A 22,397-nucleotide genomic window follows, 5' to 3' on the forward strand; every position below is an offset into this window, starting at 1 on the left:
GATGGCATGAGCACAGACGGTCAGGGAAGCAGCCACTGGTTCGACGACGAGGCCGGACCGGTCGTCCGTCCGTACGCCATGACGCGCGGCCGCACCACCAGTGCGGTCCAGCACCGCCTCGACCTGATCGCGCTGGTCGTCGCCGAGCCCCACGCGGACGATCCCGAGGCGGACCACTCGCTGTCCCCGGAACACGTGGACATCGTGGACCTGTGCCGGGAGGCGCCGCAGTCGGTCGCCGAGCTCTCCGCCGAGCTCGACCTGCCCATCGGCGTGGTACGGGTCCTCGTCGGAGACCTCGTGGACGCGGAATTCGTCCATGTGAACCGGCCGGTCCCCCCGGCCGAGCTGCCGGACGAGAGTATTCTGCGCGATGTGATCAACGGCCTCCGGGCGCTGTGAGCGGCGCGGAAGCGAGGTGAGGACGTGACCGGCTGGCAGTTCTGGGTGGACCGGGGCGGAACCTTCACCGACATCGTCGCGCGCCGCCCGGACGGCCGGCTGCTGACACACAAACTGCTGTCCGAGAACCCGGCGCGGTACGCCGACGCGGCCGTCGCCGGTGTCCGCGCCCTGCTGGCGGACTCCCGCGACCCCGTCGAGGCCGTCCGCATGGGCACCACGGTCGCCACCAACGCCCTGCTGGAACGCAAGGGCGAACGCACCCTGCTCGTCATCACCCGTGGCTTCCGCGACGCCCTGCGGATCGCCTACCAGAACCGACCGCACATCTTCGCCCGCCGGATCGAGCTCCCGGAGCAGCTGTACGAGCGGGTGGTGGAGGTCGACGAGCGCATCGCCGCCGACGGCACCGTCCTGCGCGCCCCGGACCTGGACGCCCTCGCAGGTCCCCTGCGGCAGGCGTACGACGACGGGATCCGTGCCGTCGCCGTCGTCTGCGTGCACAGTCATCTCCACCCGGCGCACGAGCAGGCCGTCGGGGAACTGGCCGCCCGTACCGGCTTCCCGCAGATCTCGCTGTCCAGCGAGGTCAGCCCGCTCATGAAACTCGTCCCGCGCGGGGACACCGCCGTCGTCGACGCGTACCTGTCGCCCGTGCTGCGCCGCTACGTCCGCCATGTCGCCGACGAACTGCACGGCGTACGGCTGATGTTCATGCAGTCCAACGGAGGGCTCGCCGAGGCGCACCAGTTCCGCGGCAAGGACGCCATCCTGTCCGGGCCCGCGGGCGGCATCGTCGGCATGGCCCGCATGTCCCGGCTCGCCGGCTTCGACCGCGTCATCGGCTTCGACATGGGCGGCACCTCGACCGACGTCTCCCACTACGCGGGGGAGTACGAGCGGGTCTTCACCACCCAAGTCGCCGGCGTCCGGCTGCGCGCCCCCATGCTGGACATCCACACCGTCGCGGCGGGCGGCGGCTCCGTCCTGCGCTTCGACGGCTCCCGCTACCGTGTCGGGCCGGACTCGGCCGGCGCCGACCCGGGACCGGCCTGCTACCGCGCCGGCGGACCGCTCGCCGTCACCGACGCCAACGTGATGCTCGGCCGCATCCAGCCCGCCCACTTCCCCGAGGTGTTCGGTCCCGACGGCGACCAGCCCCTGGACGCCGGCCTGGTCCGTGACCGCTTCACCGCCCTCGCGCGCGAGATCCGCGAGCGGACCGGGGACGACCGCACGCCCGAGCAGGTCGCCGAGGGCTTCCTGCAGATCGCCGTGGCCAACATCGCCAACGCGGTGAAGCGGATCTCCGTCCAGAAGGGCCACGACGTCACCCGCTACGCCCTCACCACCTTCGGCGGCGCCGGAGGCCAGCACGCGTGCATGGTCGCCGACTCCCTCGGCATCCGCACCGTCCTCGTACCGCCCATGGCCGGCGTGCTGTCCGCGCTCGGCATCGGACTCGCCGACACCACGGCCATGCGTGAACAGTCCGTCGAGGCGCCCCTGGAACCCGCGGCGATGCCCGGCGTCCTCAAGACGGCCGACGACCTGGAGGCGGCCGCCCGCGCCGAACTGCGCGCCGAGGACGTCCCCGACGACCGCGTCCGCACCACCCGCCGCGCGCAGCTGCGCTACGACGGCACCGACACCCCCCTCACCGTCGAGCTCACCGAACCCGTCGCGATGGGACGGGCCTTCGAAGAACGTCATCGCGCCACGTACTCCTTCACGCTCGACCGCCCGATCGTCGTCGAAGCGCTGTCCGTGGAAGCCACCGGCATCACCCTGCCCCCCGATCTGTCCGCCCTCGCCCCGTACGAGGGCCGCACCGCCGCACCCGGCACCGTCCGCCTGCACACCGGCGGCACCTGGCGCGACGTACCCCTGCACCGCCGCGAGGACGTCCCTCCCGGCGAGTCCGTGACCGGCCCCGCGATCATCACCGAAGCCGGCGCCACGACCGTGGTCGACGACGGCTGGGAGGCCGCGACGACCCACGACGGGCATCTGGTCCTGGAACGCGCGGCGGTCACGCAGAGTTCCGACGTGGCCACGCAGGTCGATCCGGTTCTGCTCGAGGTCTTCAACAACCTGTTCATGTCCATCGCCGAACAGATGGGCGCCCGCCTGGAGTCCACGGCCCAGTCGGTCAACATCAAGGAGCGCCTCGACTTCTCCTGCGCCCTCTTCGACCCGGACGGAAACCTGGTGGCCAACGCCCCGCACATCCCCGTCCACCTGGGCTCGATGGGAACCAGCGTCAAGGAGGTCATCCGCCGCCGCGGCACCGGGATGCGGCCCGGCGACACCTACGCGGTCAACGACCCGTACCACGGCGGCACCCACCTGCCCGACGTCACCGTGATCACCCCGGTCTTCGGCACCCGGCCGAACGGTGACACGGAGAGTGACGGCCGCCGTGACGGCGAGATCCTCTTCCACGTGGCCTCCCGCGGCCACCACGCCGAGATCGGCGGCATCGCCCCGGGCTCCATGCCGGCCGACAGCCGCACCATCGAGGAGGAGGGCGTCCTCTTCGACAACTGGCTGCTCGCCGAGGACGGACGCTTCCGCGAGGAGGAGACCCTGCGCCTGCTCACCGAGGCGCCCCACCCCTCCCGCAACCCCAGGACCAACCTGGCCGACCTGCGCGCCCAGATCGCGGCCAACCAGAAGGGCGTCGACGAAGTGGCCCGCATGATCGAGGACTTCGGGCTCGACGTCGTGCAGGCCTACATGCGGCACGTCCAGGACAACGCCGAGGAAGCGGTGCGGCGCGTCATCGTGGCCCTGGACGACGGCGAGTACGCCTACGAGACCGACTCCGGCGCCGTCATCCGCGTACGCGTACGCGTGGACCGCGAAAACCGTTCCGCCACCGTCGACTTCACCGGCACGTCACCCCAGCTGGGCACCAATTTCAACGCCCCCTACGCGGTCGTCAACGCGGCCGTCCTGTACGTCTTCCGCACCCTCGTCGCCGACGACATCCCGCTCAACGACGGTTGTCTGCGCCCCCTGACGATCATCGTGCCGCCCGGCTCCCTGCTCGCACCCGAGCCGCCCGCCGCCGTCGTCGCGGGCAATGTCGAGACGTCCCAGGCGATCACCGGTGCGCTCTACGCGGCTCTCGGCGTCCAGGCCGAGGGCTCCGGCACCATGAACAACGTGACCTTCGGCAACGATCGCCACCAGTACTACGAGACCGTCGCCTCCGGATCGGGCGCCGGCGACGGCTTCCCCGGCGCGTGCGTCGTCCAGACGCACATGACCAACTCCCGGCTGACCGATCCCGAGGTCCTGGAGTGGCGGCTTCCGGTACAACTGGACGAGTTCGCCGTCCGGAGGGGCAGCGGCGGCGCCGGACGATGGCGCGGCGGGGACGGCGCCGTCCGCCGAATCCGCTTCCACGAGCCCATGACCGTGTCCACCCTCTCCCAGCACCGCAGGGTCCCCCCGTACGGCATGGCGGGCGGGGCCCCCGGCGCGCTGGGAGCCAACCGGGTGGAACGCGCCGACGGCACGGTCGTCGAACTCGGCGGCAGTGACTCCGTGGACGTCGGCCCCGGCGACGTCCTCGTGGTCGAAACCCCCGGTGGCGGAGGCTACGGCCCCCCGCCCCACACCCCCAGTCAAGCCACACAGCAGGAGAAGTGATCGATGATCTTCGGGCGCTCTGAGCGCGGCAAGCCCCCGGTCGAGCCCGTCACGCTCAAGATCCTGGTCGCCGGCGGTTTCGGGGTGGGCAAGACCACCCTCGTCGGCGCCGTCAGCGAGATCAGGCCGCTGCGCACCGAGGAGTACCTCACCGAGGCCGGCCGCCCGGTCGACGACCTCACCGGTGTCGAGGGCAAGCACACGACCACGGTCGCCATGGACTTCGGGCGCATCACCCTGCGCGAGGACCTGGTGCTGTACCTGTTCGGCACGCCCGGCCAGGAGCGGTTCTGGTTCATGTGGGACGAGCTCTCCGAGGGCGCGCTCGGCGCCGTCGTGCTCGCCGACACGCGCCGGCTGGAGGACTGCTTCGCCGCGGTCGACTACTTCGAGCGGCGCTCCATCCCCTTCCTCATCGCCGTGAACTGCTTCGAGGGCGCCGCCCTCTACCCCGAGGAGGACGTGCGTCAGGCACTCGACCTCGACGACGGCGTACCGGTGATCCTGTGCGACGCCCGCGACCGGCGATCGGTCAGGGACGTCCTGGTCGGCGTCGTCCAGCACGCGATGGACTTCGGAGCCGAGCGCCGGCAGACCGTCACCACCTGAGCCGCGCACGGCCCTTGCCCCGCCGACCGGGGCGAGGGCCGTGACTCCGTCCGCCCCTCTAGCCCTCGCCGTCCTCCACCCAGCCGAAGCTCTTCTCCACCGCCCGGCGCCAGTTGTGGTACTCGCGGTCCCGCACCGACGCCTGCATCGCCGGAGTCCACTCGGCGTCCTTCTGCCAGTGCGCCTTCAGCTCGTCGAGGCCGTTCCACACGCCGGTGGCCAGCCCCGCCGCGTACGCCGCGCCCAGACAGGTCGTCTCCGAGACGCGGGGCCGGATCACCGGCACGCCGAGGACGTCCGCCTGATGCTGCATGAGCAGGTTGTTCCTCGTCATGCCGCCGTCCACCTTCAGGGTCGTGATCTGCACCCCGGAGTCCTGGAACATGGCGTCCACGACCTCCCGCGTCTGCCAGCTCGTCGCCTCCAGCACCGCGCGCGCGAGATGCGCCTTGGTGACGTAGCGGGTGAGCCCGGTGACCACGCCGCGCGCGTCCGAGCGCCAGTACGGCGCGAACAGCCCCGAGAACGCGGGCACGATGTACGCGCCGCCGTTGTCCTCGACGCTCGCCGCCAGCGGCTCGATCTCGTCAGCCGTACGGATGATGCCGAGCTGGTCCCGGAACCACTGCACGAGCGCACCCGTTATGGCGATCGAACCCTCCAGACAGTAGACCGGCGCCTCCCCGCCGATCTTGTAGCCCATCGTCGTCAGCAGCCCGCTCTTCGACGGCACCGGCCGGTTGCCGGTGTTGAGCAGCAGGAAGCTGCCCGTCCCGTACGTGTTCTTCGCCGTGCCCACGTCGTAGCACGCCTGTCCGAACACCGCGGCCTGCTGGTCGCCCAGCGCCGAGGCGACCGGCACTCCGCCGAGCTGTCCCACGGCGGTGCCGTACACCTCGGCCGAGGACCTGATCTCCGGCAGCACGGCCTCCGGCACGTTCATCGCCGACAGAATGGAGCTGTCCCACTGCAGTGTCTCCAGGTTCATCAGCATGGTCCGGCCGGCGTTGGTCACATCGGTCACGTGCCGGCCGCCGTCGGTGCCGCCGGTGAGGTTCCAGATCAGCCAGGAGTCGATCGTGCCGAAGGCGATCTCGCCCCGCTCGGCCCGGTCCCTGAGCCCGGGCACGTTGTCCAGCAGCCAGGCCGCCTTGGGTCCCGAGAAGTAGCTGGCCAGCGGCAGCCCGGTCTGTTCACGGAAGCGGTCCTGCCCGTCGGAGCCGCCGAGTTGGCGGCAGAGCGGAGCGGTCCGGGTGTCCTGCCACACGATCGCGTTGTGCACGGGCTTGCCCGTGGTGCGGTCCCACAGCACGGTCGTCTCGCGCTGGTTGGTGATGCCGAGCGCGCTGATCTGGTCGGCCCGCAGCCCGGCCTTCGCGATCGCCCCGGCGACCACGGCCTGCACCTTGGCCCAGATCTCGGTGGCGTCGTGCTCCACCCAGCCGGGCTTGGGGAAGATCTGCCGGTGTTCGCGCTGGTCGACGGCGACGATCGCGCCGTTCCGGTCGAAGATGATGCAACGGCTGGAGGTGGTGCCCTGGTCGATTGCTGCGACGTACTTCTCGGCGTTGTCCGTCATGGCTACCCCTTGGGCTGGGTTCAGAAGGCTGGCGGCCGGTCAGAAGGCCGCGTGGTAGAGGAGACCCGCGAGCGCACCGCCGACCAGCGGGCCGACGACCGGGATCCAGGCGTAACCCCAGTCGGAGGTGCCCTTGTTCGGGATCGGCAGGAAGGTGTGCACGATCCGCGGGCCCAGGTCGCGTGCCGGGTTGATGGCATAGCCGGTGGGCCCGCCGAGGGACAGTCCGATGCCGACGACGAGCAGGGACACGATCAGCACGAGCGTGCCGGACTCACCGAGCCCCTTCGTCAGGCCGAACGCGAGCACCGGCAGGACCAGCGCGATCGTCGCGATGATCTCCGTGATCAGGTTGGCGACCGGATTCCGGATCTCGGGGATGGTGGAGAAGATGCCCAGCGTCGGCGTCGGCTCCTCGGCCGTGCCCTCCGTGGTGCCCGTCTGCCGTACGTTGGCCTGGAACTGCGCGAGGTACACCAGATACGCGAGGACGGCACCGAGCATCGCGCCGACCATCTGGCCCAGCAGATAGACCCAGACCTTGCCCCACTCGCCGGTGTCGACGGCGATGCCGAGGGTGACGGCCGGGTTGAGCTGACCGCCGGACAGCGGCGCGGCCGTGTACGCCCCCGCCAGCACGCCGAACCCCCATCCGAAGGCGATCACCACCCACCCCGAGGCCCGTGCCTTGGAGTGTCTGAGGGTGACGGCGGCGCAGACACCCGCGCCGAACAGGATGAGGATGGCGGTACCGATGACCTCGCCGACGAATATGTCTCCGTTGCTCATGGCGACTCCTGGGCCGGGCCCGGGGCGATCGGCCCCGGTGCGCTGTGCAGGGTGGCGTTCGCGTGGCTGCTTCGGCCATGGCAGGGAGGTCCCGCGCCCCGCCCGGCGTCCGTGACGAGCGTGCCGTCAGAGCCGAATCGCCCGTGGGGGAGTGGGCCGCGGCCGGAAAAGTCCGCGTGGCGCGCGCCTGGATACGCCGAGAATGTACGGCGATGTCGGCTGACACCGGGAAGTGTTCACCGGCGCCCAGGGAGCGTCAAGGAGGCGGACGGCAATGGATGAGCACCGAGAGGGCCGCCACCGCCCGGCACCTCCCGCACGCGGGCGGCGGACGGACCCCGTTCCCTTGCTCACCGGCCGGGCCCCCACCGGCTGCTGACGGCCCCTCAGCCCTCCATCCGGGCCCGCTCATCCCGCTCCCGGCTCCGCCCCCACCGCCTCCGCGGCCACCGGCGACGACCCTCGCCGCACCTCATGGCCGGAACACCCCGCCCGCCCCCACACCCAACTCGCCCCGCGCAGCGACTTCGCGGCCTTCTTCAGCGGTGCCAGGCACGCGGCCGCCTGCCGGTGGTCGGTCACGCTGCCCGGCGGACACAGGACCGTGGCCAGCGACAGCGTGACCGGACGCCCGCCCGCCGACCAGGCCGCGTCCAGCACGGACGCCGCCAGCGGATCAAGCCCCTCCGGATCCGCCAGCACCAGGAAGTCGTCCCCGCCGATGTGCCCGACCCGGGTGCCGCCGGACGCGGCCGCCTGGAGCGCCCGTCCCACCGACCGGATCAGCTCGTCGCCCGCCGCGAAGCCGGCCCCGTCGTTGACCTGCTTGAAGTGGTCCACGTCCAGCCAGCTCAGCGCGAACACCCGCCCCTCCGCGATCCGCCGGTCCACCTCCGCGGTGATCGCGTCCGAACCCGGCAGCCGGGTCAGCGGATTGAGCCCCGCGGCCTCCTCGACCCGGCTCTCGGCCAGCGCCCGGACGAGATCCGCCAGCCGTACGACGCCCACGCACCGACCCTGGCGGTCGACGACCGCCACGTCGTCCGAGGTGCGGTCCCGGTCGCCCACCGCGACCACGTCCAGCACCTCCCACGCCGTCGCGTCGATCCCCACCGTCCGCGGCGGGTCGCCGAGCCTGGTCGCGGGCCGGTCGGCGTACAGCGCGTGGCCGTAGCGGCCCGACATCGACAGCAGGAAACGCGAACGGTGCACCGACCGGACCGGTACCCCCGTCCGGTCGACCAGCAGCACCCCGGACACCTCCGGCGCCCCGGTCAGCAGCGCCCGCACCTGACCGGCGGAGGCACCCGCGGGCAGCAGCGCGGCAGGCCGGACGAACTCGCGCACCGACGGCCCCGACCGGGGGACCGACGCGACGCCCGGGACCCGCGGCGGAACGTACACCTCCGCGACCGGCAGCCGGGCCGGCGGCGCGAACAGCACGCCCTGGGCCAGCTGGGCCCCCGCCGACAGCGCGGCCGCACACTGCAGTTCGGTCTCCACCCCCTCCACGGCGAGGAGCGCTCCCGCCTCCTCGCACCACGTCCGCATCGCCCGCACCGCCGTCGGCCGCACCAGCAGGGACGCGTCCAGCTTCACCAGGTCCGGCGCGAGATCGACCAGCAGCCGCAGGGGTACGTCCCCGTCCCCGACGCCGTCCGCGCTGATCCGGAAGCCCTGCTCCCGCAGCACCGCGACGGCGTCCAGCAGCGCGCGCTGCGGGACATGCGTGTACGGCGGGACGACGTCGAGCGTCACCTCCCACGGCAGCCGTCCCGCCGCACGCACGGCGTCATGGAGCGGGGTGAGCCCGCCGAGGTCGGCCAGGGTCGCCGCGAACACGTTCACGTGCAGCGGCAGCAGCGTCTCCTTGCGCGCCGCCGCCCGGACCGCCGCCACGGCCAGACCGCTGTCGAGTTCGGGGTCCCGCCGGGCCTCCGCCAGGATGTCGCCGGTCTCCGGTCGGGCGAGTATCTCCAGCCCCGCCACCGCTCCCGTGGTCAGGCTGATCACCGGCTGGAAGGCGAAGCGGAGAGTATCCGTCCAGGAGTGCACGGGAGCATGATGGCGCCGCGGGACTGCGCCCAGGCCCAGTTCATGAGACGTTCACGCAGCATTCCGGAGCGGTCACGCACGGTGCACGGCGCCGCTCCCTGCCCCGCCGGCCGTGTCCGCCCCTCCTCACCGCACCGCTATCACCGCCGATCCGTGCCCGAACAGCCCCTGATTGGCCGTGATGCCCACGCGCGCGTGCGCGATCTGACGGTCGCCGGCCTGTCCGCGCAACTGCCAGGTCAGCTCGCAGACCTGGGCGATCGCCTGTGCCGGCACCGCCTCCCCGAACGAGGCCAGCCCCCCGCTCGGGTTCACCGGTACCCGGCCGCCCGGCGCCGTCGCACCCTCCCGCAGCAACTTGGCGCCCTCACCGTCGCCGCAGAAGCCCAGGTCCTCGTACCACTGCAGCTCCAGTGCCGTGGACAGGTCGTAGACCTCGGCCAGGGACAGGTCCTCGGGCCCGACACCCGCCTCCTCGTAGGCGGCGCGGGCGATCGACGCGCGGAACGGCTCACCGCAGGGCTCCACCGCGGCCGCGGAGTCGGTGGCGATGTCCGGCAGATCCAGCACGGTGTTGGGGTACCGGGGTGTCACCGTGGACACGGCCCGGATCCGCACCGGATCGGCCGCGCCGTGCCGACGGGCGAACTCCAGGCTGGACAGCACCAGGGCGGCCCCGCCGTCCGAGGTCGCGCAGATGTCCAGCAGCCGCAGCGGATCGGCGACCACAGCGGAGGCGGCGACCTCCTCGGCGGTGACCCGCTTGCGGTAGCGCGCGTTCGGGTTGAGCGCGCCCATGGCGGAGTTCTTCACCTTGACCTGGGCGAAGTCCTCCGCGGTGTCCCCGTGCAGGGCCATGCGTCTGCGGGCGTACAGCCCGAAGTAGGCCGGATTGGTGGCGCCGAGCACCCGGAACCGAAGCCAGTCCGGGTCGTCCGGCCGGTCGCCGCCCGCAGGACGGAAGAAGCCCTTGGGCGCCGCGTCGGCCCCCACCACGAGCACGACGTCCGCCAGCCCGGCGAGGATCTGCGCCCGCGCCGCGTTGATCGCCTGCGCGCCCGACGCGCACGCCGCGTACACACTGGTGACCCGCGCTCCCTGCCAGCCCAGGGCCTTCGCGAACGTCGCCCCGGCCACATACCCCGGGTATCCGCCACGCACCGTGTCCGCGCCCACGATCGAGCCGACGTCCCGCCAGCCGAGACCGGCGTCGGCGAGAGCCGCCCGCGCGGCCGCCACCCCGTACGCGACGAAGCCGCGCCCCCACTTGCCCCACGGATGCATCCCCGCGCCGAGCACCGCCACCTCCGCCGTCATCGCGCCACCCCCGTGGGCCGCCAGTGCCAGGTGGTCCACGTCGTCTCCGCGTCCTCGCTCAGGACACCCGGGACGACCTCCACCTCCATGCCCACCGTCAGATCGGCGACGGTGACCCCGGGAACCGCCTGCCCCAGCACCACGATCCGCTCGGACTCCAGCTCCACAGCGATCAACGCGTACGGCTCCCACGGAAGTTCCGGATCGGTCACATAGGGTGACGGAGGCCGGTACCGGCTGTCCGTGTACGACCAGACCCGCCCCCGTCGCGACAGCGGTACCTCCGTCAGCTCGCCGCCCAAGCACGCCGGGTTGCGGCAGTGCGTGTCCTCACGCGGGAAGAACACCGACCGGCACGCCGAGCAGCGCGTCCCGAGCAGTCGGAAGTCGTCCCCGTCCCCGCTGAACCAACCGGCCACCACCGGTGTGCGTGTCCGTGACAAGGAGCCTCCTCCACACGAGATCTGACGGAACGTCAGGAGTGTGGCACGCGCATCCGGAAATGGGCAGGGAGGAGACAGGGGAGGGCAGCGCATCGAGCCGCTCGCGCACGACGCCCTCGGTAAGATCGGATACGCTCCGCCGCGTGTCCGAAACTCTGCACTCCCATTCGAACTCCGCACGCGACTCCCACTGTTCGAGCTGCGGAGCGCCCTACGCGGAGGGCGTCACCGGCTGGCCCCGCACCTGCCCGGCCTGCGCCACCGTCGCCTACCGCAACCCGCTGCCGGTGGCCGTCGCCCTCCAGCCCGTGTACGACGCGCAGGGCACCGGCCTGGTCGTCATCACCCGAACCGTCCCGCCCGCGCGCGGGGGCGTCGCCCTGCCCGGCGGATACATCGACGACCGTGAGGACTGGCGCCGGGCCGTCGTCCGTGAACTCAGGGAGGAGACGGGCATCGACGCCGCCAGTCGCGACGTACGCCTCGTCGACGCCATGAGCTCGCCGGACGGCCACCTGCTGCTGTTCGGTCTCCTCCCGGAGCGCCCCGCGGACCGCCTCCCGGAGTCGGCGGCCACCGACGAGACGGAGGGCTGGCACCTGCTGCGCAGGCCGGAGGAGCTCGCCTTCCCGCTGCACACGCACGCCGTGCGGGCCTTCTTCGAGGGCCGCTACATCTGAACCGCGCTCACCGCTCGCCGAGCCCGCGCACGCGCACGGGGTGGGACGGCTCGTGCAGGCCGTCCTCCCCCTCCCGCTCGACGACGACCTGCCGGCCCTCCCAGCGGGCGACGTACCGTTCGACCTCGGGCTCGTCCCAGCCGTCGCCCGCGTCCCGCACCACAAGACCCCCACCGGTCCGGCCCCGCGCCGGCGTCCACACCTCCAGCTCCAGGCCACCGTCCTCCCCGCGCACCGGTATGACCGCGCCCGCCCGCGCGAGCACCGGGACACGCGACAGCGGCGCGTCCACCATCACCTGCCCCGGCCCCCGGAACCGCCGGCCCGTCGCGGTGTCGTACCAGAGCCCGCGCGGCAGCCGCACCGCACGCCGGTCGACGCCCGGGTCCAGCACCGGCGCCACCAGAAGAGAGTCGCCCAGCAGGAAGGCGTCCTCGCAGTCCCGCAACGCCCGGTCCTCGGGCGCTCCCCACCACAGCGGGCGCACATAGGGAGCGCCGGTACGCCGGGCCAGATGCGCCAGCGTCATGAAGTACGGCAGCAGCCGCCGACGCTCCAGAAGCGCCACACGCGCGTGCTCCAGCACCTCCGCACCGAACTCCCACGGCTCCCGGCGGCCGGCCCGCAGGCTCGCGTGCGTACGGAACAACGGCAGGTACGCGCCCAGCTGGAACCACCGCAGAAACAGCTCGGGCGACGGACTCCCGTCGAACCCGCCCACGTCCGGCCCCGAGTACGGCACCCCGCACAGCCCGAGCCCCATCACCAGCGACAGCGACGCCCGCAGCCCCGGCCAGCCCGTGGCGACGTCCCCCGACCACGTCCCGCCGTAGCGTTGCAGGCCCGCCCAGCCGGAGCGGGAGAACAGGAACGGCCGCTCCTCGGGGAGCAGCTCGCGCAGCCCTTCGTAGGCCGCCCTCGCCATGCAGAGCGCGTAGACGTTGTGGGCCTCGCGGTGATCGCCGGGCCGCCCGTCCAGGGCGTGCCGGGCCGACCGGGGCAGCGTCGACTCGCCGAACGCCGTGAACGACGTCGGTTCGTTCATGTCGTGCCAGAAGCCGGAGAAGCCCTGCGCGAGGCGCTCCGCGTACAGCCCTCCCCACCACCGCCGCACGCGCGCGTGCGTGAAGTCCGGGAAGACCGCCCCACCCGGCCACACCACGCCCTCGACGAGCCTCCCCGAGGCGTCCCTGACGAACGCGTCCTCGGCGAGCCCGGCGTCGTAGACCGCGTTGCCCGGCTCGGCCCTGACCGCCGGGTCGACGATCGACACCAGCCGTACGCCGTCCCGCCGCAGCTCCTCGGCGAGCACCGGCAGCTTGGGGAAGCGGTCCTGGTCGACGGTGAACACCTGGTGGTCGTCGTAGTGGTCGATGTCCAGATGGACGGCGTCGAGCGGCAGCCCGTGCTCGTGATAGCCCGCGACGATCCTGCGCACCTCCTGCTCGCTGCCGAAGCCCCAGCGCGCGTGCTGGTGACCGAGCGCCCACGCCGGCGGCAGCGCCGGAGCGCCGGTGAGCGAGGCCCAGGCGAGCAGCACGCGCGCGGGGGTGCCCACCATGACCCAGCAGCGCAAGGGACCGCCGTCCATCCGCAGCTCGCACATCCCCGCCCTGTCATGCCCCGACCCGGCCCCCTCCTCGCCCTCCCGCAGCGTGACGGTGCCGTCCCAGGAGGTGTCGTGGAACACCAGATGCGTGGCCGCGTCCGACACCACCAGCTGCACCGGCATCGTCAGATAGAGCGGATCGTCCTCGCGTCCGAACGCGCGCCCGGGGTCCGTGTTCCACAGCCGGTACGTTCCCGCGCGCAGGCGCGGCCCCGACGCCCGACCGCCGAGCCCGAAGAAACGCGCGTCCGCCGCCACCTCGGACCGCTGCATCCAGCGCCCCGGACCGCCGGACAGCGGCTCCCACCATCGCGGCGGCAGATCCCGGCGCAGCATGACGCCGCCCGGCGTGCACACCTCCACGGCACCGTGCCGCGAGACCACGACCGTCACCCGTTCGGCCACGACCCGCCAGCCGCCGTCCTTGTCCGGTTCGAGCACCGCCCGGGGATCGGGCTCCGGGCAGCGGCCGGCCAACGCGTACGACGGCTCGGGCCCGGCACCGTCCCAGCCCCAGAAGACCGCCCCGTTCACGGCCACGAGGATCCGCAGCTCCGAGCGGCTGAACCGGAGCGTGCCACCTCCGGGCCCCGGCTCCACCTCCCGCACCGTCCCCGGCACCCTGGCCCGCTCGGCACCCCGCGCCGGCAACCCGGTGGCGTCGGTCCGCCTCCTGCGCCAGGCGGCCCGCACGGTACGCAACCCCCCGGCGGCCCCCGCGGAGCCAACCGCCTTCATCGAACGCACCAGGTCACGACCGTCCATGCTGTTCACCCTGCCACTGACCGCTCCACACGCGCGTGTCGTTCAACTGCCGTTCACCCATGCCGGGACCACATCTTCACGACACGGACTGTGTGGGGCACACCCTGGTGCAGAAGTCGATCACATGGCATCGTCCCTGTCAGCCGCGTCACGCGCACAACCCAGCACGTGCGCGGGCGACGCACACGACGCGCCACAGTCCGGGAGCCGCCCCAATGTCGACCGTGAACCCCGAGCCGCTCTGGCGGCCAGATCCGCAGCGCATCGCGAAGGCCCAGGTCACCAGGTTCCACGCCTGGGCGGCCGAGCACCACGGAGCCCCCGCCGAAGGCGGGTATCCGGCCCTGCACCGCTGGTCCGTCGACGAGCTGGAGACGTTCTGGAAAGCCGTCACGGAGTGGTTCGACGTGCGGTTCTCGACGCCCTACGCGCGCGTGCTGGGCGACCGCTCCATGCCGGGCGCCGCATGGTTCCCCGGGGCCACGCTGAACTACGCCGAGCACGCCCTGCGCGCGGCCGCCACCCGCCCGGACGAACCGGCCCTGCTGCATGTCGACGAATCCCATGAGCCGCGCCCGGTGACCTGGTCCGAGCTGCGCCGCCAGGTCGGCTCGCTGGCCGCGGAACTGCGCGCCCTCGGTGTCCGGCCCGGGGACCGGGTCAGCGGCTACCTCCCGAACATCCCGCAGGCGGTGGTCGCCCTCCTCGCCACCGCCGCGGTGGGCGGCGTCTGGACCTCCTGCGCCCCCGACTTCGGCGCCCGCAGCGTCCTCGACCGCTTCCAGCAGGTCGAGCCCGTCGTGCTCTTCGCCGTCGACGGCTACCGCTACGGCGGCAAGCAGCACGACCGCCGCGACGTCGTCGCCGAGCTGCGCAGCGAGCTGCCCACCCTGCGGGCGGTCGTCCACATCCCGCTCCTGGGCACCGAGGCCCCCGAGGGAGCCCTGGAATGGTCGGCGCTCACAGCCGCGGACCACGACCCCGTCTTCGAACAGGTGCCCTTCGCTCACCCCCTGTGGGTGCTCTACTCCTCCGGCACGACCGGTCTGCCCAAGGCCATCGTCCAGTCCCAGGGCGGCATCCTGGTCGAACACCTCAAACAGCTCGGCCTGCACTGCGACCTGGGTCCCGAGGACCGCTTCTTCTGGTACACCTCGACCGGCTGGATGATGTGGAACTTCCTCGTCTCCGGCCTGCTGACCGGCACGACGATCGTCCTCTACGACGGCAGCCCCGGCCATCCCGACACCGGCGCCCAGTGGCGTGTCGCCGAACGCACGGGAGCCACCCTCTACGGCACCTCGGCCGCGTACGTCATGGCCTGCCGCAAGGCCGGCGTGCACCCGGCCCGCGACTTCGACCTGTCCAGGGTCCAGTGCGTCGCCACCACCGGATCACCGCTCCCGCCCGACGGCTTCCGCTGGCTGCACGACGAGGTCCGTGCGGACGTGTGGATCGCCTCCGTCAGCGGTGGCACCGACGTGTGCTCCTGTTTCGCCGGAGCCGTCCCCACCCTCCCCGTGTACACCGGCGAGCTGCAGGCGCCCGGTCTCGGCACCGACCTGCAGTCCTGGGATCCGAGCGGGCACCCCGTCGTCGACGAGGTCGGCGAGCTCGTCGTCACCAACCCCATGCCGTCCATGCCGGTCCACTTCTGGAACGACCCCGACGGCAGCCGCTACCACGACAGCTACTTCGACACCTATCCCGGCGTGTGGCGCCACGGGGACTGGATCACCGTCACCTCACGCGGCTCCGTCGTCATCCACGGCCGCTCCGACTCCACGCTCAACCGCCAGGGCGTGCGCATGGGCTCCGCCGACATCTACGAGGTCGTCGAACGGCTCCCCGAGATCAAGGAGTCCCTGGTCATCGGCATCGAACAGCCCGACGGCGGCTACTGGATGCCCCTCTTCGTACACCTCGCCCCCGGAGCCGTCCTCGACGACGCCCTGCTCGGCCGTATCAAGCGGGCCATCCGCGAACAGCTGTCGCCGCGCCATGTCCCCGACGAGGTCATCGAGGTGCCCGGGGTCCCGCACACCCTCACCGGAAAGCGCATCGAGGTCCCGGTCAAGCGCCTGCTCCAGGGCACTCCGCTGGAGAAGGCGGTCAACCCGGGCTCCATCGACAACCTCGACCTGCTGCACTTCTACGAGGAGCTCGCGCGCAAGCGGGCCTGACGCGCCCGCACGACGGCCGAACGGCGGCCAGGCAGACGGTCAGCCGCCGTAGGTGGCCTCGGACTCGCCCAGCACCGCGGCGAAGTCCGAGGCCAGACGTGCCGCGTCGGCCGGCTCGAGCTCGGCGACGGAGATCCGCACCCCCGGCCCGGACGCCAGCCGGAACCGGGCCCCCGCCGCCACCCACCAGCCGTACGACCGCAGCCCGTTCACCGCGGCCGACTCGTCCCGCACCGGCACCCACACGTTCATCCCGCTCGCGCCGTGCGCCACGACGCCCCGGTCCGCCAGTTCCCGCAGGAGCGCGGTCCTGCGCCGCGTGTACGTCTCCCGCGCGCGTGTCACCAGGGCGCGGGTGCCGTCGTCGGTCAGCAGCCCGTACACCGTCTCCTGGAGGAGATGGCTGACCCAGCCGGACGTCAGCAGCAGCCGCCCGTCGTGCCGGGCCAGGGTGGTCGGGTCGCAGGCCGCGGCCGCCCACCGCAGGTCGGTGCCGAGGAACTTGCTCACCGTCCGCACGTGCACCCAGCGCGACAGCCCGCCCGAGGTCAGGGTCAGCAGGGGAGCGTCCGCGACGGCGGAGGCGTGGTCGTTCTCGACGACCAGCAGATCCGGTGCGGCCCGCAGGACCTCGACGAGCGTGTCCCGGCGCGCCGCGGAGAAGCGGCCGCCCCAGGGGTTCTGCGCCCGCGGACTGCACACCAGCGCGCGGACCCCCGACCGTACGGCGGTCCGCAGGGCGTCGGGCCGCACCCCCTCGTCGTCGACCGCGACCGGGACGATGCGCAGCCCCAGAGCCGTGACCAGATCCAGCAGATGGTGATACCCGGGATCCTCCATGGCCACCGCGTCCCCGGGCCGGAGCTCCACGGACAGCAGCCGCCCGATCAGATCGAGCGCACCGTGCGCGAACGTCACCTGCTCCACGGGCACGCCGTCCGGACGCATCCAGTCCCGCACGGCTTCCTCCAGCCGCTCCAGCCTGGGCGTCGCGCGGTGCGAACGGGCACCGGGGGACAGGCGCGTCGGCGGCACCAGACCGGGCAGCAGTTCCGGATCGGGATGGCCGCCCGCCAGATCCCGCAGCCCGTCCGGCACCCTCGGCGGCCGGCGTGACGCCACGGAGGGAACCGCCGCCACCACCGTGCCGCCCCGCCCGCGCGTGACGACGATGCCGCGGCGGCGCAGCTCCTTGTAGGCCGTCGCGACCGTCCCCGGACTCACTCCCAGTTCGTCCGCGAGCCGCCGCACCGGAGGCAGCGCGGCCCCCGGGCCCAACGCGCCCTCGGCCACGCCCCGTTCGACGGACGACGCAATCCCCTTGGCCGTCGTGCCACTGATCCCATATTGTGTTGCCACATTGCCAAGTATGTATCAATACATAATTCCAGGCAAGGGGGAGCCCGTGCATCCGATCCGCCGCGCGGCCACATGGAGCCACCGCACACCCGGAGGACGCGACGGCCGGAGAATGCTGACCATCGCCCTCACCGACCGGGTGGGCAGCGGCCTGTGGGCCTCCGTCAGCGTCCTGTACTTCACCTACGTCTCCGGCCTCTCCGTCGCCCAGGTCGGCACCCTCGTCGCCACGGCCGGAGTGGCCGGCATCGCGGGAGCCCCGCTGGGCGGCCGCCTCGCGGACCGCCTACCGCTCACCCGCGTCCTGATCGCGGTCCAACTGCTGCGCGCCCTGGCCTCCTTCGCCCTGCTGACCACCGACCACTACGCGCTCCTGGTGGCCTACTGCTCCGTGGGCAGCCTCGGCGACCGCGCCGCCAACGTCCTCACCAAGCTCTACGCCACCCGCATCGCCGGCCCCGACCGCGTCCGCTACCAGGCCGTCCAACGCACCGTCGCCAACGCCGGCTGGGCCCTCGGAGGCCTCACCGCCGCTGCCGCCCTCGCACTCGGCAGCACCGCCGCGTACCGGTGGCTCCTCGCCGGCGACGCCCTCTCCTTCGTCGCCTGCGCCCTCCTCACCCTGCGCTGCCACGAACCCCGCTCCGGCTCCCGCACGGTCACCACCTCCAAGGACCACAGGCCCACCGCCCGGCCGAGCAGCCCCTGGCGCGACCGCACCTACCTCGCCTACGTCGCCACCGACACCGTGCTCTTCCTCGACGACGCCGTCTTCAAGGTCGGCCTGCCCCTCTGGATCGCCCACACCACCACCGCACCCCAGGGCCTCGCACCGCTGCTCATGGTCCTCAACAACGTGATGGTCGTGGCCCTCCAGGTCCCCCTGGCCCGCTTCGGCGCGACTACGGCCGCCGCCCGCGCCCTCCTCGTCCCGCTCTCGGCGACCTTCGCCCTGGCCGGTACCGCCATGGCCGTCTCGGTGACCGGCGGGACCGTCACCACCACCCTCTCCCTCACCGCCGCGGCCGTCCTCTTCACCCTCGCCGAAATACTCCACTCCACGATCGCCTGGGAACTCTCCGTCGCCCTGGCCCCCGACACCGCCCAGGGCGCCTACCTCGGAGTCCACGGCCTCGCCCAGTCCGCCCAGCGCAGCATCGGACCACTCGCCGTCACCACGGCGATCGCCACCGGCCCCCTCGGCTGGCTCACCTTCGGTGGCGCCATCGCCGTGACCTGCGCAATCCAGCACCGCCTGGTCCGCGGACGACTCACGCGAAGGCCGTTGTCAGTGCCGCCGATTACTGTGAGTGAGCATTGATCGACCGTGCTCACAGGGGGAAACATGGCACACACCGACCGCCGGACCATGCGCCGCGTCCTGCACCGTGAGATCGCCGGCACCATCGGCCTGCTCACCGACGAACACGACTTCCGTGCCATGCGGCGCTACCGCAGCTTCACCTTTGACGACCACGCCACCTACCTCCGCCAGGTCGAAGACCTCCTCAGGACCCGCGCCCGACAGGGCAGCCACACCACCGTGGCCCTCTTCGACCCCCAGGAGTACGCCGCATACTGCGCCGACCGGAACCTCGACCCCGACGTCCCCGCCCACCGCACCCGCTTCACGGCCCAGCTCGCGACCACGGGCCCCACCATCCCCTACGACGGGCGGCCCCTCGCCGACCTCGTCCCCGCCCTCGTCGACGAAGCCGTACGCCAGGCCACCTGGGAGTACGCGGCCACCCTCCTGTCCCGCCTCGGCGCCTGCGCGACCTGCGGCGAGGACATCGGCCGCGCCGCCTTCGCACGCGCCTCCGACCTCGTCGTCCGCATCCTCGACACAGCGCCGCCCGGCAACCGGCACCTGGTGTGCAGCGTCACCGGAACACCCGAAACACTCCTCGCCGTCCTCCACGGGGACGACGAGACCGACGGCACCACCCGACTCGACGAGGCCGAAGCCCTGGAGTTCACCACCGTCCTCGCCCTCGGCCTCGCCACCCGCGGCCCCGGCGGCCTGGTCATGCGCACCTGCGCCCCCGGCAGCCCCGACCGGATCTACGGCTGGCGGATGCGCGGCGACGGCCTCGAACCCCTCACCGCCGGCGAGGTCTTCGACGCCTACTGCACCGACGCCGAGTCCGGAGACCTCATCTCACCCGAGTCCGACGTCGACTACTGCGCCCCACCGGACCTCGGACAGGACGGATCGCTGCCCGACCACCACCACTGAGCGGGCACACCGCGCCGCACGGGAAAGGGCGCTCCACCCGAAGGCGGAGCGCCCTGCTCACCGGCCGCCGGCCGACCCGGACCGGCCGCTCACTCGCCGGACAGCACGGCCTGCGCCGCGCCACGCGCCTCCTCGGCACTGTCCGTCGCGCGAGCGGCCGCCGCGGCACGCTCGCACTGCGCCAGCGTGTACTTCGCCAGCATCGCCCGCACATAGGGAATCGACGCCGCACCCATGGAAAGGGAGGTGACACCCAGACCCGTCAGCACACAGGCGAGCAGCGGGTCGGACGCCGCCTCGCCGCACACACCACAGCTCTTGCCCTCGGCCCTGGCCGCCTCGGCGGACAGCGCGACCAGGTCGAGCAGCGCGGGCTGCCACGGATCCTGCAGCCGGGACACCGCACCCACCTGCCGGTCGGCGGCGAACGTGTACTGCGCGAGGTCGTTCGTTCCCAGCGACAGGAACTCGACCTCCCGAAGAATCGACCGGGCCCGCAGCGCGGCCGACGGAATCTCCACCATCGCGCCGAACTTCGCCCGCAGCCCCGCCTCGCGGCACGCGTCCGCGAACGCCTTCGCGTCGGCACGGTCCGCCACCATCGGGGCCATCACCTCGAGATGCACCGGCAGACCCTCGGCGGCCTTGGCCAGCGCCGTCAGCTGCGTCCGCAGGACGTCCGGGTGGTCGAGCAGGGTGCGCAGACCCCGCACGCCCAGCGCAGGGTTCGGCTCGTCGGCCGGAGTCAGGAAGTCCAGCGGCTTGTCCGCGCCCGCGTCCAGGACGCGCACGACGACCCGCCCCTCGGGGAACGCCTCGAGCACCTGCCGATAGGCCTCGACCTGCTTCTCCTCGGACGGCGCGTTCTTGCTGTCGTCGAGGAAGAGGAACTCGGTACGGAACAGACCGACGCCCTCCGCCCCCGCCTCCACGGCGGCCGGCACATCGGCCGGTCCGCCGACGTTCGCCAGCAGCGGCACCTTGTGACCGTCGGCGGTGGCACCCGGCCCGGTCGAGGCGGCCAGCGCCGCCTTGCGCTCCGCCGCCGCGGCCTCGAGCTGTGCCTTCTTCTCGTCGCTCGGGTTCACGAAGATCTCACCCGTGCTGCCGTCCACCGCGATCATCGTGCCCTCGGCCAGCTCACCGGCACCCGGCAGCGCGACGACCGCCGGCACACCGAGCGCACGCGCCAGAATCGCGCTGTGACTGGTCGGCCCGCCCTCCTCGGTCACGAAGCCCAGCACCAGCGTCGGGTCCAGCAGCGCGGTGTCGGCCGGCGCCAGATCCCGGGCCACCAGCACGTACGGCTCGTCGCTGTCCGGGACACCCGGCATCGGGACGCCCAGCAGACGGGCGACGATACGATTCCGCACATCGTCGAGGTCGGCCACGCGACCCGCGAGGTACTCACCGGCCGCCGCCAGCAGCTCACGGTAGGAGGCGAACGCGTCGTACACGGCACGCTCGGCCGTGCTGCCGACGGCGATACGCCGGTCCACGTCCGCCATCAGCTCGGGGTCCTGGGCCATCATGGCCTGCGCCTCGAGCACCGCCTGGGCTTCGCCCCCCGCCAGATTGCCGCGCGCCATCAGGTCGGCGGCGACGGCCTCCACGGCCTTGCGGGCGCGCCCCTGTTCGCGCTCCGCCTCTTCTGCCGGTATCTGCTTGGCCGGCGGCTCGAGGACCGCCGTTCCCATGTGCCGAACCTCGCCGATCGCCACACCGTGACTCACGCCGACGCCTCGCAGCGTTGTCTCCATCTCACCCGTCTCCGTTAGTGCGGCGGGTCCCGCCGCCGCGGTGGTTGTCCTACATGCCGCCGTGCCCCTCAGGGGGACGGCGGCGGCATCACTGCCAGGAAAAGAGAACGTCGCCCGTCTTCACGTCGCCGTCTTCACGGAGCTCACCGAGAGAGTCCGCCGTGGCCTCCAGCGCCACGACGGGACACACCGGGGACTTGCCGGCCTCTTCGACCGCCACCGGGTTCCAGCGCACGATGCCCTGGCCGCGGGTGACGGTGTCGCCCTTGTTCACGAGGAGCTCGAAGCCCTCGCCGTTGAGCTGCACGGTGTCGATACCGAGGTGGGTGAGCACGCCGTGTCCCTCGGCATCGACGACGACGAAGGCGTGCGGATGGAGGGAGACGATGACTCCGTCCACGGGCGCCACCGCCTCAGAAGGTTCGCGCACCGGGTCGATCGCCGTACCCGGGCCGACCATGGCCCCGGAGAAGACCGGATCAGGCACCGAGGCCAGTCCGATGGCGCGTCCTACAAGAGGGGACGTCACGGTGGTCATGGGAAGCCTCCCAGGGGTGGAGATGTACATGGGCCGTTACTGCCTGTCCAGGTCGGCGCACTGTGCAGCAGGGTATGTCAGATGAAGTACCGGTTCCGCACGAGAGCCCGACGTGGTCTAGACCACCACTCTAGTGGATTTGCACCCGCTCTGCGGCCCCGTGTACAGTCGTACTCCTGCTTGGGATGAGCGACGCGATCAAGTGCGCCTGTCGAGCAGCATCCAATTCAGTCAGATCCACTTCTCTGGATCATCTTCCGCATGCTTGCGGGACGGTGGTCAGGAGGACGGAAAAACCCTGATAGAGTTGGAAACACCGAAGGGAAGCGCCCGGAGGAAAGCCCGAGAGGGTGAGTACAAAGGAAGCGTCCGTTCCTTGAGAACTCAACAGCGTGCCAAAAATCAACGCC

15 protein-coding genes and 1 pseudogene are annotated in these 22,397 nt (G+C 72.2%); 7 read left to right on the plus strand and 9 right to left on the minus strand.

Annotation, left to right across the window (positions count from 1 at the left end):
• Positions 1-6 precede the first annotated feature (6 nt).
• From ACFY2L_RS31775 to ACFY2L_RS31785, 3 genes and pseudogenes are all read left to right on the plus strand, one after another.
• A complete protein-coding gene (locus tag ACFY2L_RS31775) occupies positions 7-402 on the plus strand; it encodes a DUF742 domain-containing protein (RefSeq protein WP_390662410.1) in 396 nt (131 codons plus the stop codon).
• A 24-nt stretch (positions 403-426) separates the two neighbouring features.
• Positions 427-4,085 (plus strand): annotated as a pseudogene (locus ACFY2L_RS31780) (hydantoinase B/oxoprolinase family protein).
• A complete protein-coding gene (locus ACFY2L_RS31785; RefSeq protein WP_390662411.1) occupies positions 4,066-4,671 on the plus strand; it encodes an ATP/GTP-binding protein in 606 nt (201 codons plus the stop codon). The pseudogene ACFY2L_RS31780 and the gene ACFY2L_RS31785 overlap by 20 nt, the downstream one beginning before the upstream one ends.
• 58 nt (positions 4,672-4,729) lie before the next feature.
• Here the strand turns inward: ACFY2L_RS31785 and glpK are convergent, their stop codons facing one another.
• From glpK to ACFY2L_RS31810, 5 genes are all read right to left on the minus strand, one after another.
• Entirely contained in the window at positions 4,730-6,250 is a 1,521-nt protein-coding gene (gene glpK, locus ACFY2L_RS31790; protein WP_390824085.1) for a glycerol kinase GlpK, read from the minus strand.
• Between the two features lie 39 nt (positions 6,251-6,289).
• Positions 6,290-7,039 carry an MIP/aquaporin family protein gene (locus ACFY2L_RS31795; protein ID WP_390662413.1) on the minus strand — a complete coding sequence of 250 codons (750 nt, stop codon included), beginning with the start codon at positions 7,037-7,039 and terminating at the stop codon, positions 6,290-6,292.
• A 408-nt stretch (positions 7,040-7,447) separates the two neighbouring features.
• The gene (locus ACFY2L_RS31800; RefSeq protein ID WP_390662414.1) at positions 7,448-9,094 is read right to left on the minus strand and encodes an EAL domain-containing protein; all 1,647 of its coding nucleotides are present in this window, start codon (positions 9,092-9,094) and stop codon (positions 7,448-7,450) included.
• A gap of 126 nt (positions 9,095-9,220) precedes the next feature.
• Positions 9,221-10,411, minus strand: coding sequence for a lipid-transfer protein (locus tag ACFY2L_RS31805; protein ID WP_390824095.1), 1,191 nt, complete (start codon positions 10,409-10,411; stop codon positions 9,221-9,223).
• Positions 10,408-10,833 (minus strand): Zn-ribbon domain-containing OB-fold protein, encoded by a 426-nt coding sequence (locus ACFY2L_RS31810; RefSeq protein ID WP_390662429.1) that lies wholly within the window; start codon positions 10,831-10,833, stop codon positions 10,408-10,410. The genes ACFY2L_RS31805 and ACFY2L_RS31810 overlap by 4 nt, the downstream gene beginning before the upstream one ends.
• A gap of 164 nt (positions 10,834-10,997) precedes the next feature.
• Between ACFY2L_RS31810 and ACFY2L_RS31815 the strand changes: the two genes are divergently transcribed.
• Complete coding sequence (locus tag ACFY2L_RS31815) at positions 10,998-11,534, plus strand: NUDIX domain-containing protein (protein ID WP_390662415.1); 537 nt, start codon at positions 10,998-11,000, stop codon at positions 11,532-11,534.
• A 7-nt stretch (positions 11,535-11,541) separates the two neighbouring features.
• On the opposite strand, the gene ACFY2L_RS31820 is transcribed toward ACFY2L_RS31815, so the two are convergent.
• Positions 11,542-13,908, minus strand: a complete 2,367-nt coding sequence (locus ACFY2L_RS31820; protein ID WP_390824086.1) for a TIM-barrel domain-containing protein — start codon at positions 13,906-13,908, stop codon at positions 11,542-11,544.
• Between the two features lie 215 nt (positions 13,909-14,123).
• On the opposite strand from ACFY2L_RS31820, the gene ACFY2L_RS31825 reads away from it, so the two are divergent.
• On the plus strand, positions 14,124-16,091 hold the full coding sequence (locus ACFY2L_RS31825; protein ID WP_390824087.1) for an acetoacetate--CoA ligase: 1,968 nt from the start codon (positions 14,124-14,126) through the stop codon (positions 16,089-16,091).
• Positions 16,092-16,130: 39 nt separating this feature from the next.
• Here the strand turns inward: ACFY2L_RS31825 and ACFY2L_RS31830 are convergent, their stop codons facing one another.
• A complete protein-coding gene (locus ACFY2L_RS31830) occupies positions 16,131-17,450 on the minus strand; it encodes an aminotransferase class I/II-fold pyridoxal phosphate-dependent enzyme (protein WP_390662418.1) in 1,320 nt (439 codons plus the stop codon).
• 112 nt (positions 17,451-17,562) lie between these two features.
• Here ACFY2L_RS31830 and ACFY2L_RS31835 point away from each other — a divergent pair, with 112 nt between their 5' ends.
• Entirely contained in the window at positions 17,563-18,771 is a 1,209-nt protein-coding gene (locus ACFY2L_RS31835) for an MFS transporter (RefSeq protein WP_390662419.1), read from the plus strand.
• 24 nt (positions 18,772-18,795) lie between these two features.
• On the plus strand, positions 18,796-19,689 hold the full coding sequence (locus ACFY2L_RS31840) for a hypothetical protein (RefSeq protein WP_390662420.1): 894 nt from the start codon (positions 18,796-18,798) through the stop codon (positions 19,687-19,689).
• Between the two features lie 89 nt (positions 19,690-19,778).
• Here the strand turns inward: ACFY2L_RS31840 and ptsP are convergent, their stop codons facing one another.
• Together ptsP and ACFY2L_RS31850 are read right to left on the minus strand one after the other, a co-directional pair.
• Positions 19,779-21,449 (minus strand): phosphoenolpyruvate--protein phosphotransferase, encoded by a 1,671-nt coding sequence (gene ptsP, locus ACFY2L_RS31845; protein ID WP_390662421.1) that lies wholly within the window; start codon positions 21,447-21,449, stop codon positions 19,779-19,781.
• 88 nt (positions 21,450-21,537) lie between these two features.
• Positions 21,538-21,987 (minus strand): PTS glucose transporter subunit IIA, encoded by a 450-nt coding sequence (locus tag ACFY2L_RS31850; protein WP_390662422.1) that lies wholly within the window; start codon positions 21,985-21,987, stop codon positions 21,538-21,540.
• Between the last annotated feature and the right edge of the window lie 410 nt (positions 21,988-22,397).

Origin of the sequence: Streptomyces sp. NPDC001381, from assembly GCF_042895685.1 — a bacterium.
In the GTDB taxonomy this organism is placed as follows: Bacteria; Actinomycetota; Actinomycetes; order Streptomycetales; family Streptomycetaceae; genus Streptomyces.

Excerpts from the sequence above, each read along its gene's own strand:
- ACFY2L_RS31775 (WP_390662410.1), top strand. The coding sequence starts at position 7 with ATGAGCACAGACGGTCAGGGAAGCAGCCACTGGTTCGACGACGAGGCC.
- ACFY2L_RS31785 (WP_390662411.1), top strand. The coding sequence starts at position 4,066 with ATGATCTTCGGGCGCTCTGAGCGCGGCAAGCCCCCGGTCGAGCCCGTC.
- glpK (WP_390824085.1), bottom strand. The coding sequence starts at position 6,250 with ATGACGGACAACGCCGAGAAGTACGTCGCAGCAATCGACCAGGGCACC.
- ACFY2L_RS31795 (WP_390662413.1), bottom strand. The coding sequence starts at position 7,039 with ATGAGCAACGGAGACATATTCGTCGGCGAGGTCATCGGTACCGCCATC.
- ACFY2L_RS31805 (WP_390824095.1), bottom strand. The coding sequence starts at position 10,411 with ATGACGGCGGAGGTGGCGGTGCTCGGCGCGGGGATGCATCCGTGGGGC.
- ACFY2L_RS31820 (WP_390824086.1), bottom strand. The coding sequence starts at position 13,908 with ATGGACGGTCGTGACCTGGTGCGTTCGATGAAGGCGGTTGGCTCCGCG.
- ACFY2L_RS31825 (WP_390824087.1), top strand. The coding sequence starts at position 14,124 with ATGTCGACCGTGAACCCCGAGCCGCTCTGGCGGCCAGATCCGCAGCGC.
- ACFY2L_RS31835 (WP_390662419.1), top strand. The coding sequence starts at position 17,563 with ATGCTGACCATCGCCCTCACCGACCGGGTGGGCAGCGGCCTGTGGGCC.
- ACFY2L_RS31840 (WP_390662420.1), top strand. The coding sequence starts at position 18,796 with ATGGCACACACCGACCGCCGGACCATGCGCCGCGTCCTGCACCGTGAG.
- ptsP (WP_390662421.1), bottom strand. The coding sequence starts at position 21,449 with ATGGAGACAACGCTGCGAGGCGTCGGCGTGAGTCACGGTGTGGCGATC.
- ACFY2L_RS31850 (WP_390662422.1), bottom strand. The coding sequence starts at position 21,987 with ATGACCACCGTGACGTCCCCTCTTGTAGGACGCGCCATCGGACTGGCC.